7 protein-coding genes, 2 tRNA genes and 2 pseudogenes are annotated in these 12085 nt (G+C 65.2%); 7 read left to right on the top strand and 4 right to left on the bottom strand.

Translation table 11 applies throughout. The features are described 5' to 3' along the window. The 3 genes and pseudogenes from VIF40_RS18915 to VIF40_RS18905 all read left to right on the top strand — a co-directional run. Positions 1–1013 (top strand): DUF2786 domain-containing protein (locus tag VIF40_RS18915; RefSeq protein ID WP_331939064.1); only part of this gene is annotated, 1013 nt, incomplete at its 5' end. A gap of 356 nt (positions 1014–1369) precedes the next feature. After that, a tRNA-Ser gene (locus tag VIF40_RS18910) sits at positions 1370–1459 on the top strand. A 183-nt stretch (positions 1460–1642) separates the two neighbouring features. Next, positions 1643–1886: pseudogene (locus VIF40_RS18905) on the top strand (hypothetical protein); the annotation flags it as partial. A gap of 44 nt (positions 1887–1930) precedes the next feature. Here the strand turns inward: VIF40_RS18905 and VIF40_RS18900 are convergent. Further along, a tRNA-Gly gene (locus VIF40_RS18900) sits at positions 1931–2005 on the bottom strand. Between the two features lie 209 nt (positions 2006–2214). Here VIF40_RS18900 and VIF40_RS18895 point away from each other — a divergent pair. Together VIF40_RS18895 and mfd are read left to right on the top strand one after the other, a co-directional pair. Continuing rightward, the gene (locus VIF40_RS18895; RefSeq protein WP_331939063.1) at positions 2215–2505 is read left to right on the top strand and encodes a succinate dehydrogenase assembly factor 2; all 291 of its coding nucleotides are present in this window, start codon (positions 2215–2217) and stop codon (positions 2503–2505) included. A gap of 112 nt (positions 2506–2617) precedes the next feature. Further along, positions 2618–6139: a transcription-repair coupling factor gene (mfd, locus tag VIF40_RS18890; protein ID WP_331939062.1), complete on the top strand. Its 3522-nt coding sequence runs from the start codon at positions 2618–2620 to the stop codon at positions 6137–6139. A gap of 6 nt (positions 6140–6145) precedes the next feature. Here mfd and VIF40_RS18885 read toward each other — a convergent pair whose 3' ends face one another. Further along, positions 6146–7318 carry a GGDEF domain-containing protein gene (locus tag VIF40_RS18885; RefSeq protein ID WP_331939061.1) on the bottom strand — a complete coding sequence of 391 codons (1173 nt, stop codon included), beginning with the start codon at positions 7316–7318 and terminating at the stop codon, positions 6146–6148. Positions 7319–7436: 118 nt separating this feature from the next. On the opposite strand from VIF40_RS18885, the gene VIF40_RS18880 reads away from it, so the two are divergent. After that, positions 7437–8675: a dicarboxylate/amino acid:cation symporter gene (locus VIF40_RS18880; RefSeq protein WP_331939060.1), complete on the top strand. Its 1239-nt coding sequence runs from the start codon at positions 7437–7439 to the stop codon at positions 8673–8675. A 189-nt stretch (positions 8676–8864) separates the two neighbouring features. Next, positions 8865–9877, top strand: a pseudogene (locus tag VIF40_RS21560) (alpha/beta hydrolase). Positions 9878–9884: 7 nt separating this feature from the next. Here the strand turns inward: VIF40_RS21560 and VIF40_RS18865 are convergent. After that, entirely contained in the window at positions 9885–11507 is a 1623-nt protein-coding gene (locus VIF40_RS18865; protein WP_331939057.1) for an ABC-F family ATP-binding cassette domain-containing protein, read from the bottom strand. Positions 11508–11624: 117 nt separating this feature from the next. Further along, positions 11625–12032 carry a bacteriohemerythrin gene (locus VIF40_RS18860; protein WP_331939056.1) on the bottom strand — a complete coding sequence of 136 codons (408 nt, stop codon included), beginning with the start codon at positions 12030–12032 and terminating at the stop codon, positions 11625–11627. Positions 12033–12085 lie beyond the last annotated feature (53 nt).

The raw sequence follows: 12085 nt of genomic DNA, 5'->3' as shown, positions 1-12085 counted from the left end.
CGAGGAATCTCACTTCCGTGGACTGCCTCATCGAGGCCCTCGCATCTTCGCTTGCCGCGCGGCGCGGCGGGGAAGGCCCACTTGCCGGCGCCTATTCGCAGTTGGCGTCGATCCAAATGGAAACCATGCAGCGGCGCGCCGCTGTTGGCTTTGGCGGGGATGCGGCGCCGCTTGATCGCGTGGCCGCGACGATCGAGCGCGGAATCACAGGCAATTGGCTTCCCAGCGGGGTGCGCACCCTGTTCGCGCATCTGAGAAGCCTGCTTCTTGCAACCGCCGACGCTGGCGCCAAACCTGGTGACGAAAATCTTGCCCGGGTCGTGCAACGCATCCGGGCACTGCGCGCCAAGACGGTTGATCAAGGCTGCACCGAGCAGGAAGCCCTGGCGTCGGCAAACAAGGTGGCGGAACTCCTCGACCGCCATGGATTGTCGCTGAGCGAAATCGAGCTTCGCCGGCAGGCTTGCGAAGGATTCGGCATCGACACAGGGCGCCGCAGGCACGGCGTCTTCGATGCATGCCTTCCCAGCATTGCCGTCTTTTGCGACTGCAAGGCGTGGGGCGAAACGACCCGAGACGGTTTGATCCGCCATGTGTTTTTCGGTCTTCCGGCCGATGTCGAGGCCGCCCATTTCCTCTACGATCTCATCGGCGTGACCTTCGATTCGGAAACCGCGCGGTTCAAGGCCGGCGCCATCTATGCCGGTTTGGAAACGGGCGAGCGCCGCAACGCCGTGAATTCCTTTCAAATCGGGCTTGCGCAGGGGATCGGCGGGAAGTTGAAGGCCATGAAAGGCGAGCGCGATGCTGTTATGCGGACCTCGTCCGGACGCGATCTTGTGCCGCTGAAAGCTTCGGTCATCGATGACGAGCTCGCAAAGCTCGGATTATCGTTCCACGTGAAAAGCCAGGGCCGCAGGAAACGCGTGTTGGCCGACGCCTATGCGGCCGGGCAAATCGCCGGATACCAATTCGAGGCGCGGGCGGGCATCGCGACAGGCACCGCCGTCTGATCGCGGGCGGGTACCCGGTGCCGCTTTTCGATTGCCACAGGCTTGGCGAGGAGACACGCGAATTCTGGCCAAAGCGGAAGAGCCAGATAGGCAATGCGGGGTAATCTGCGGGCTTAGAAGTATGTCGAAAGATTTATGGTAATTGCGCGACCCCCGGCTACACGCCCTAGCGAGGGGGCGGCGGTGGCCGGAGCGGACCGGCTCACCGGCGAGATCATCCTGGATACTCCCGATGGAAACGTCCGTAGCCAAGCATGAACCCAAAAAGTTGCTGACTCTTTGGGTAAGATCGTGCGATCAACTTGGCCAGGGTGACCATGCGCGATTCGCTCTGAAGCGATCATGGTCCCGGCAGTGGAGAGGTGGCTGAGCGGTTGAAAGCACCGCACTCGAAATGCGGCATAGGCGCAAGCCTATCGGGGGTTCGAATCCCCCCCTCTCCGCCATATTTTCAAATATTTGACTTCATTGATATATTTTTTCGAAGAAAAAAGCGTTCCAGCAGCCAACCTAGCAACTCGTTACGCTTGGCGAGCGGAAGAAAACTGCACATGCCTTGCAAAGCGATCGAATTTTTGCACTGCGGCACCCTTCCGGCTTAAGGGCGAATTCAAGGACTTTGCCGAAGGGGCGTGCCCTTCGCCAGCCCCAACGCCTCGTTCAATCTCTCAAAACTGTCAGTGTGGTGGCTCAGGCTCGGCATTGCCATCGAGCGCATCAAGCCCGACCAGCCGCAGCAAAACGGCCGCCACGAGCGCATGCACCTCACCCACCAGCTTCATGCACTATGACCTTGGATATTTCGACCTGGAGCAGAAAACCTTGCAACCCCTCGACAACCCGTTCGGCCCGAGGTTGTCACCCATGTCTTAGGTACAATCCGTTACCCATGTCTCAAGGCCGGACATTTCAGTTAATGGAGCGGGCGAAGGGATTCGAACCCTCGACCCCAACCTTGGCAAGGTTGTGCTCTACCCCTGAGCTACACCCGCATCCGAGCCGCGTCGCCGCGACGGGGCCCTTATGCCGTAATCGAAGCGGCATTGCAACTGTCTCGAACGACTGCCCACAGGCGGAAGACGATCTATCTTTTCGCCGCCGCCTGCGCTAATCCCTCGGCCTCCTGCGCCGGCGCCCGAAATGGCGGCCCGGCGCGCGATTTCTTGTACCCCCTCCAGCCCACGTCCGCGGATTTCCGCCCTTGAGCGCCTCTGCTTCAGACGATCCCGACATCCGCCGCCGGCGCATAAAAATTCGCGCCTGGCGTCGCGGCATGCGCGAGATGGATATTTTGATGGGCCGTTTCGTCGACGCCGAGATCGCCGCTCTGCCCGAGGCCGAGCTCGACGATCTCGAAGCGCTGCTCGACGCGCAGGACGACGAGGTCTTCCGCTGGCTGTCGCGCGCCGAGCCGGTTCCGGCGCGCTATGACACGCCCCTCTTCCGCCGGATCGCGGCTTTTCACGCGCATGAGACGCCGCTCGATCTTTAACCAGCATGTTCCCGAAAGACGCCGAGCGGTTTTCGGAAAAGAGCACGCGACTTCATAAGCGCGCATTCGGAGATGATTTGTCCGAATGCGCTCTGAGAGACCCGACAGGATCATGACCGATCTTCGATCCGCCGTCGCCCGCATCGAAAAAGGCGACAAGCTCCGCTTCGTGAATGTCCCGGACGGTTTCGACGCTTTCGTCGCCGCCGATCTCACCCGCGCTCTGGCGCGCGGCGCGGAGGGGCGGCCGGCCGTCTTCGTCCATGTGGCGCGCGACGCGCAGCGCTCGGCGGCGTTTCGCGAGGCGCTGCGATTCGCGGCGCCCGAGGCGGAGGCGCTGGATTTCCCCGGCTGGGACTGCCAGCCCTATGACCGCGTCTCGCCCAACGCCGCGATTTCGGCGCGGCGCATGACGGCGCTGGCGCGACTCGCCCGCTCCAAATCCTCGGCCGAGCGGCCGCGCGTTCTCGTCACCACGGTGGATTGCCTGCTGCAGCGGGTTCCGCCGCTGGAGAGCGTCGCCGCCGACACGTTTTCGGCCGCGCCGGGCAATGTGGTGCGTCTGGACGAGCTGGCGCTGTGGTTGGAGACCAACGGCTTTCTGCGCTCCTCCACCGTGCGCGAGACCGGCGAATACGCCCAGCGCGGCGGCATCGTCGATCTCTATGCGCCGGGAATGCCGGGGCCGATCCGTCTCGATTTCTTCGGCGACACGCTCGAATCGATCCGCAGCTTCGATCCCGAGAGCCAGCGCACCATCGGGCAATTGCGCTCGCTCGATCTGGTGCCGATGAGCGAGCTGCGGCTCACCAGCGACACGATGCGGCGCTTTCGCCAGGCCTACACCACGCGCTTCGGCGGGCAGACGCGCGGCGACGCGCTCTATGAGGCGATCAGCGAGGGCCGCCGCCATCAGGGCGCGGAACATTGGCTGCCGCTCTTTTATGCGCGCATGGGCAGCGTCTTCGATTATGTCGGCGAGGCGCCGCTGCTGCTCGATCCGCTGGTGGAAGAGGCCGCCGGCGAGCGGCTGACGCAGATCGCCGATTATTACGACGCCCGCAAATTCGCCTATGACGCCGCGCCGGCCGATTCCAATTACAAGCCGCTGCCGCCGGACCAGCTCTATCTCACCATAGAGGAATGGCGCGGCAAGCTCGAGGGGCGCAGCCTCGCGACTTTCTCGCCCTTCGCCGCGCCGGACGGCGCCGGCAAGGAGACGATCGATTGCGCCGCCCGCGCCGGCCGCGATTTCGCGCCCGAGCGCAACAATGAAGAGGCCAATGTCTTCGAGGCGGCCGTCGCCCATGTGAAGGCGCTGCGCGGCGCCGGCAAGAGCGTCGTCGTCGCCGGCTGGTCGGACGGCTCCTGCGAGCGTCTCGGCCATGTGCTCGCCGAGCACGGGCTGAACGATCTCGAGACCGTGCCTTCGCTGCCGGCGGCACTGGCGCTCGGCAAAGGCGCGGCGGCGCTCGCCGTGCTCGGCGTCGAGCATGGCTTCGAGACGCAAGGCCTCGCCATTCTCGGCGAGCAGGACATTCTCGGCGACCGCCTCGTGCGGCGCCGGCGCAAGACCAAGCATACGGAAAATCTGCTCGGCGAGGTGGCGGCGCTCTCGGCCGGCGATCTCGTCGTGCATGTCGATCACGGCATCGGCCGCTTCATCGGCCTGGAGACGATCACCGCCGCCGGCGCGCCGCACGACTGCCTCGAGATTCACTATGCCGGCGGCGACAAGCTCTATCTGCCGGTCGAGAATATCGAGCTTTTGACCCGCTACGGCTCCGAGGATACGGAGGCGGTTCTCGACAAGCTCGGCGGCGTCGGCTGGCAGACGCGCAAGGCCCGGTTGAAGAATCGCATTCGCGAGATGGCCAAGGGCCTCATCGCGATCGCGGCGCAGCGCAGCCTTCGGCAGGCGACCAAGCTGGTCCCGCCGGAAGGACTCTACGACGAATTCTGCGCGCGCTTCCCCTATGACGAGACCGAGGATCAGGCGGCGGCGATCGAGGCCGTGCTCGACGATCTCGGCTCGGGGCGCCCGATGGATCGACTCGTCTGCGGCGATGTCGGCTTCGGCAAGACGGAAGTGGCGCTGCGCGCCGCCTTTTGCGCGGCGATCAACGGCAGCCAGGTCGCCGTCGTCGTGCCGACGACCTTGCTCGCGCGCCAGCATTACAAGACGTTTTCCACGCGCTTCTCCGGCCTGCCGATCCGCATCGCGCAATTGTCGCGCATGACCCACGCCACCGACATGCGCCTCGCCAAGTCGGGCATTGCTGATGGCACCATCGACATCGCCGTCGGCACTCATGCCGTGCTCGGCAAGGCGATCTCCTTCAAGGATCTCGGCCTCGTCATCATCGACGAGGAGCAGCATTTCGGCGTCGGCCATAAGGAGCGGCTGAAGGAGCTGCGCGCCGAGGTGCATGTGCTGACGCTCTCCGCGACGCCGATACCGCGCACCTTGCAGCTCGCCATGACCGGCGTGCGGGAATTGTCGCTCATCGCCACCGCGCCGGTCGATCGCCTCGCGGTGCGCAGCTTCGTTTCTCCGTTTGATCCGCTCATCGTGCGCGAGGCGCTGCTACGCGAGCGCTACCGCGGCGGCCAGGCCTTTTTCGTCTGCCCGCGCATCGAAGATCTGGAAGACGCCGCCGCATTTCTGCGCGAGGCCGTGCCGGAGGCGAAATTCGTCATGGCCCATGGGCAGATGGCGGCAGGCGATCTCGAGGAGCGCATGACCGCCTTCTACGAGGGAAAGTTCGACATTCTCCTCTCGACGACGATCGTCGAGTCTGGCTTGGACATTCCGACCGCCAACACGCTCATCGTCTGGCGCGCCGATATGTTCGGCCTCGCGCAGCTCTATCAATTGCGCGGACGCGTCGGCCGCTCCAAGACGCGCGCCTATGCGCTGTTCACCACGCCCGCCAACAAGACCATCACGCCCCAGGCGCAAAAGCGCCTCGAGGTGTTGCAGAGCCTCGACACGCTCGGCGCCGGCTTCCAGCTGGCGAGCCATGATCTCGACATTCGCGGCGCCGGCAATCTTCTGGGCGATGAGCAATCCGGCCATATCAAGGAGGTCGGCTATGAACTCTATCAACAGATGCTGGGCGATGCGATCACGCTGCTGAAGGCCGGCATAGAGGAGCCGGAGGAGGAGGCCTGGTCGCCGACCATCGCGATCGGCGCGCCGGTGACGATACCGGAAGACTATGTGCAGGACCTCACTCTGCGCCTGCAGCTCTATCGGCGCCTCTCGACGCTGGAGACGGATCAGGACATCGAATCCTTCGCGGCGGAGCTCATCGACCGTTTCGGCCCGACGCCGCCGGAGGTGGAGCTGCTGCTCAAGATCGTCGCCATCAAGGCGCTCTGCCGCCGGGCGCATGTGGAGAAGCTGGAGGCCGGGCCCAAGGGCGTCATCGTCGCGTTCCGCGAGGGCAATTTCGCCGATCCGGCCGGCCTCGCGCGCTTCGTCATGGAGCCGGGCGCGCAAGCCAAGGTGCGCCCCGACATGCGCATCGTCTTCATCCGCGATTTCGCCGATATGAAGAGCCGCTTGGAGGGCGCGCGGCGCATATTGCGCACGCTGGTGTCGATCGCGGAGAAGAAGAAGAAGGCGTGACCGCCGCTACCGGCTCTCGGCGCGGATCGCGCTCGCCCGACGGGCGATGCAGACCCTGTCGCGGCCCAGCGTCTTGGCGCGGTAGAGCGCCTGATCGGCGCGGCGCATCGCATGAGAGAAGGTTTCATCCGCGGCGATTTCGGCGACGCCGATGCTGACGGTGATCGGGGGCAGGCGCGGCGTGGCGTGCAGCGCCGCCGCCTGTCGGATCGTCTCGGCGACGCGCCGTCCCTGCGCGATCGGCGCGCCTGCCAGGAAAATGACGAACTCCTCTCCGCCCATGCGGCCGGCGAGCGCGTCTTCGGGGGTCGTCAGCCGCAGCAGCGCGGCGAAGTATCGCAAGACCTCGTCGCCGACAGCATGGCCGAATCGATCATTGACCCGTTTGAAATGATCGAGGTCGAGGAGAATGACGGTCGTCGGATCGCGCCCGGCCTGCGCGCTCGCGAGCCGGGGCGCGCAAGCGACGTCGAATCCGCGCCGGTTCAAGAGCCCGGTCAATTGATCGGTCTCCGCCGCGCGGCGCGCCTCGGCGATCGCCTCCTGCGCGACGATGAGCAAGGTGAGCAGCCCGGCCGCGATCAGCAGAACGCCCGTCGCCGATTGCGAGGCGATCGCATAGGAGCTGGCGACATATTCGCTCGGCGTGCGGCCGACGCCGAAGGCGGTCGCGAAAAAGGGCTTCGCGAGGAAATGCGCCGCGATCAGCCCATAGAGGCCCGCGAGCGTGATCTCGAGCTGCCCGCGCCGGCTCGCGAGCAGGATGATCCAGCCGCAGCAGGCGCTCGCAAGGGCGTAGGGCGTCTGATAGACGAGGTTGAAAGCGAGATTGTCTTGCGGCCATTCGGCGATCGTCGCGCCGCTGAGCAGCGCGGCGCAATAGAGCGCGGCGACGGCGCTCCAGCGCGGGCCGCGACCATAGAAACGGGCGAGAGAGGCCGTCATCAAAAACAGGCCCGCGCAAAAGCCCACATAGTTCAGGGCGCCGAAGAAATTGGGCCAGGGGCTGAACGGAGTGACGAACAGGCTCAGCGGCGCCACCATTCCGAGCAAATAGCTCGCGGCGAACCACAGCGCCCGGCGGTCGGCAGGATTGGCCAGCGCGACGAATATGAAGCTCGCGGCGAATAGCGCCGCGATCATGATATTGACGATGAGAGCGAAGGACGCGCCGAGCATGGGACTCCCGAAGACGCAGGAATAGACCTATAAGATTGACAATTCACGTCATTTTCACGTCGGCGGCAATAGGGCGGGGCCGGGTCTGCGCGGCGGCCCTTCATTGGAGGACGATCGATTGCATTCTATCGACAGGACATGGAGCCCGACCGGCCTTCTCGGAGCTTGGCGCGCGACGCCGCTCTATATGCGCATCATCGCGGCCGTGGCGCTGGGCGTCGGCGCCGGCCTCGCCCTGGGCAACGCCGCGCAAATCCTCGAGACGCCGGCCAGGCTGGTCTTGCGTCTGCTCGGCGCGTTGGCGCCGCCGCTGATTCTGCTCGCCATCGTGCAGGCGCTGATGCGCGCGCATCTCGGCGGACGACAGGCGCTGCGTCTCGTCACGCTGCTGCTCACCAATACTCTGGTGGCGATCTTCATCGGCCTCGCCGTCGCGAACATCCTGCAGCCCGGCGCCTGGATGTCGGCGCCCCCCGGCGCCCCGGCGGCCGCCCCCGTGGGCGGCGGGACCGATCCACTGACGCAATTCCTCGACAGCGTGCCCAAGAGCATTGTCGGGCCCTTCTCCGACAATGGCGCGGTGATGGGCGTCATCTTCATCGCGGTCGCTTTCGGCATAGCGTTGCGCGGGTTGAGGACGCATGAGGTGCGCTCGGTCGAGGATCTCGTTCATGTGGCGCTGACGAGCCTCATCACCATTCTGCATTGGATCATCGAAATCGTGCCCTTCGCCGTCTTCGGCCTCGTCGCCAGCATCGTCGGCGTGAAGGGCTTTCGCGATTTTTTCGCGCTCGGCGGATTCTTCATCGCCGTCGTCACCGCGCTGGCGCTGCAATTTCTCTATTACGCGCTGCGCATCAGGCTCGGCTCATGGGCGAGCCCGCTGCATGTCGTCGCCGGCGTGCGCGATGCGCTGCTGATGGCGTTTTCGACGGGCAGCTCCACAGTGACCATGCCGCTGACTTATGAGCTTCTGCGCGAGAAGGTCGGCCTGCGCGAGCAATCGGCGAGCATGGGCGCGCTGGTCGGCTCCAATTTCAACAATGACGGCACCGCCCTCTACGAGGCGATGGCGGCGCTGTTCGTCGCGCAATTGCTGGGATTGCATTTGACGATGGGCCAGCAATTCCTGGTGGTGCTGACCTCGGTCGTCGCCTCGGTGGGCGCGGCCGGCATTCCGGAGGCCGGCCTCGTGACCATGACCATGGTGTTTCGCGCCGTGTCGCTGCCGACGGACTATATCGCGCTGCTGCTGACGATCGACTGGCTGCTCGACCGCTGCCGCACGGCGATCAATGTGATGGGCGATGTGACGGTGAGCTGTCTGCTGGACGGCAAGGAGCGGGAGGCGAAATAGCCGGGCCGCGTCGCGACAGCAAAGCCCGAAGGCGTCTCACAGAGCGGAAATATTTGCCGCGCGCGAGAAAAGCGACGGCAAAACTTCGCGCGCAATCTTCACCCTGAGATATCGCGCGCGGCGTGCGGCTGTCTTCGGATTCTGGGTGAGAGCTTGAAGGAAGCGCTCGCGCATTGCGCGGTTGCGGGCATGATGCTGATCGCGCTGCTGCGCCCGACCTCGGGCGCCGATCCCGCCGGCGGCTCGACCTATGCTTTCGTTCCCACCACGATCTCGGCGGACGGCCAGCGGCTGCTGGCGAAGATCGGCAGGGATCGCACCGCCATTCCCACTCTGCCGGAGCCCGGCGATCACACTGGCTGGGCGCGGCTCCAAGCCGCCGCGACGTCCGCCCGCGAGGTCGATCTTTCGGCTGTCGAGGCGCAGGGCGTCGCCGTCTCGCGGGTCGAGATCGGCGACGCCGCCTATTTCGATCTGCGGCCGCGCGGCCTATCCGACGACGGATCGACGATCGTCTATCTCCACGGCGGCGCCTTCGTCTATTTCGACGCGCGCGGATCGCTCGCCGGAATGGCGAAGCTCGCGCGCGCCTTCGGCCGTCGTGTGATCGTCGTCGATTATCGCCTCGCGCCCGCGGCGAAATGGCCGCAGATCACCGGCGACGTCGTCGCCGTGATGAGGAGCCTGCTGCGTCCGGATCGCAGATGCGGCGCATCGCCATCTTCGGCGATTCCGCCGGCGGCAATCTGGCGATCGCGACGACGCTGAAAATGCGCGACCAGGGCCTCGGCCTGCCGGCGGCGGTGGTGACATGGTCGCTCGCCGCCGATTTCCGCAACGCCGCCGACACGCGCGTGACGCTGCGCGACGCCGATCCCATAATGGCCTACGAGCGCCAGATCAAAAACGCCATGCTCGCCTATGCGGACGAGAAGGATTGGAGCCATCCTTACGTCTCGCCCGTCTATGGCGATTTCGCGAAAGGGTTTCCGCCCTCGCTCATCCAGGCCGGCACGCGGGAAATTCTGCTCAGCGATTCGGTGCGGCTGTATCAGGCGATCGAGGCGGCGGGCGGGACCGCCAAGCTCGATGTCTATGAAGGAATGCCGCATGTGTTCCAGGCGCAAATTCCCGATGCGCCGGAATCACGCCTGGCCCTCGCCAAGATGAAGGCGTTTTTCGACCGAAATCTCGCGCAGTGAGCGTCGCTCACTCATGCACGCCCGGCGCCTCGCGCCCGGTGCGCGCGACATATTCGGTATAGCCGCCGCCGAATTGATGCACGCCCTCCGGCGTCAGCTCCAGCACGCGATTGGAGAGCGCCGCGAGAAAGCGCCGGTCATGCGAGACGAACAGCATGGCGCCCTCATAGGCCGCCAGCGCCGCCACCAGCATCTCCTTGGTGCCCAGGTCCAGATGGTTGGTCGGCTCGTCGAGCACCAGGAAATTCGGCGGATCGTAGAGCATTTTCGCCATCACCAGCCGCGCCTTCTCGCCGCCCGAGAGCACGCGGCATTTCTTCTCCACATCGTCGCCGGAGAAGCCGAAGCAGCCGGCGAGCGAGCGCAGCGAACCCTGCCCCGCCTGCGGAAACGCATCCTCCAGCGCCTCGAAGACGCTGTGCTCGCCATTCAGCAGCTCCATGGCGTGCTGGGCGAAATAGCCCATCTTCACATTGGCGCCGAGCGCCGCCGCGCCCTCGTCCGGCCGCGTCGCGCCGGCGATGAGCTTCAGCAGCGTGGATTTGCCGGCGCCATTGACGCCCATCACGCACCAGCGCTCCCTGCGCCGCACCTGAAAGTCGAGCCCTTCATAGATGCTGCGCGAGCCATAGCGCTTATGCACGCGCGACAACGTCGCCACCTCCTCGCCGGAGCGCGGCGCCGGGGCGAATTCGAACGTGACCGACTGGCGCCGGCGCGGCGGCTCGACACGCTCGATCTTGTCGAGCTTCTTCACGCGGCTCTGCACCTGCGCGGCATGCGAGGCGCGCGCCTTGAAGCGCTCGATGAATTTGATCTCCTTGGCGAGCATGGCCTGCTGGCGCTCGAATTGCGCCTGCTGCTGCTGCTCGTTCTGCGCGCGCTGGCGCTCGTAGAATTCATAATCGCCGGAAAAGCTGGTGAGCGAGCCGCCGTCGATCTCGATGATCTTGCCGACGATGCGGTTCATGAACTCGCGATCATGCGAGGTCATCAGCAGCGCGCCGGGATAGCCCTTCAAAAACTCCTCGAGCCAGATCAGGCTTTCGATATCGAGATGGTTGCTCGGCTCGTCGAGCAGCATGGCGTCCGGGCGCATCAGCAGAATGCGCGCCAGCGCGACGCGCATCTTCCAGCCGCCGGAGAGCGCGCCGACATCCCCGTCCATCATCTCCTGGGAGAAGCCGAGGCCGGCGAGCACTTCCCGCGCGCGGCCGTCCAGCGCATAGCCGTCGAGCTCCTCGAAACGCGCCTGGACCTCGCCATAGCGCTCGAGGACGTGATCGAAATTCTCCGCGGCGTCCGGATCGGCCATGGCGGCCTCGAGCTCGGCGAGCTCGGCCGCCACGGCGCTGACCGGGCCGGCGCCGTCCATCGTCTCGGCGACGGCGCTGCGGCCGGCCATCTCGCCGACATCCTGGTTGAAATAGCCGATGGTGACGCCTCGATCGACCGAGACCTGGCCCTCGTCGGGCCGCTCCTGGCCGGCGATCATGCGGAACAGCGTCGTCTTGCCGGTGCCATTGGGGCCGACGAGGCCGACCTTCTCGCCGGAAAGGATGGCCGCCGAAGCTTCGATGAAGAGGAGCTGCTGGCCGTTCTGCTTGCTGATGGTCTCGAGGCGTATCATATCCGCGCGGGGTCTAAGGGGTGAGTTGCGCGGCTCTTATGGCATGCTCGGCCGGATTCTCGAAACCCCTCGCCATCCCCTCTCCCCGCCGGCGCGGGGAGAGGGAGGAGCGCGCCCTCAAGCGACGCCTTTCTCGTTGAAAAAGGAGCCATATCGCTTGTCGATCTTCGGAATATGGTCGGTCAGCCAGCCGACGAGAAAGGCGGCCGTGTCCGCGGTCACGTCGGTCTCGCCGGCGTGGAACTTCTTCTGCAGATCGAGCGCCGTGGCGACGAGCTTGTCGTGCTCGGCCTTGTGGCCGGGATAGGCGGGATAGCCATAGGCCTCGAAATTCGCCTCTTCCGACGCGAAATGCTCGGCCACGCAGGCGATGAGCGCGTCGAGATCGCGGCCGACAGCCGCGCGATCGCCGCCGGCGACCGAATCGCCCAGAACATTCAGCAGTCTGAAAATTTCCTGATGCTCTATGTCGTGCTTGGAGACATTGGTGGCGAATTGCTCTGGCGTCCAGGTGATGAGCGACATGCTTCCTCCATCGAATGATCGGCTCGATCGAGAGATGCGCAGGAAAATGCGAG

Source organism: Methylosinus sp. (assembly GCF_036560965.1).
Taxonomy (GTDB): domain Bacteria; phylum Pseudomonadota; class Alphaproteobacteria; order Rhizobiales; family Beijerinckiaceae; genus Methylosinus.
This window is presented reverse-complemented; position numbering and strand designations above follow the sequence as displayed.

What these genes read in the sequence shown, in the direction of transcription:
- VIF40_RS18885 (WP_331939061.1), bottom strand. Translation starts at nt 7,318, where the DNA reads ATGCTCGGCGCGTCCTTCGCTCTCATCGTCAATATCATGATCGCGGCG.
- VIF40_RS18865 (WP_331939057.1), bottom strand. Translation starts at nt 11,507, where the DNA reads ATGATACGCCTCGAGACCATCAGCAAGCAGAACGGCCAGCAGCTCCTC.
- VIF40_RS18860 (WP_331939056.1), bottom strand. Translation starts at nt 12,032, where the DNA reads ATGTCGCTCATCACCTGGACGCCAGAGCAATTCGCCACCAATGTCTCC.
- mfd (WP_331939062.1), top strand. Translation starts at nt 2,618, where the DNA reads ATGACCGATCTTCGATCCGCCGTCGCCCGCATCGAAAAAGGCGACAAG.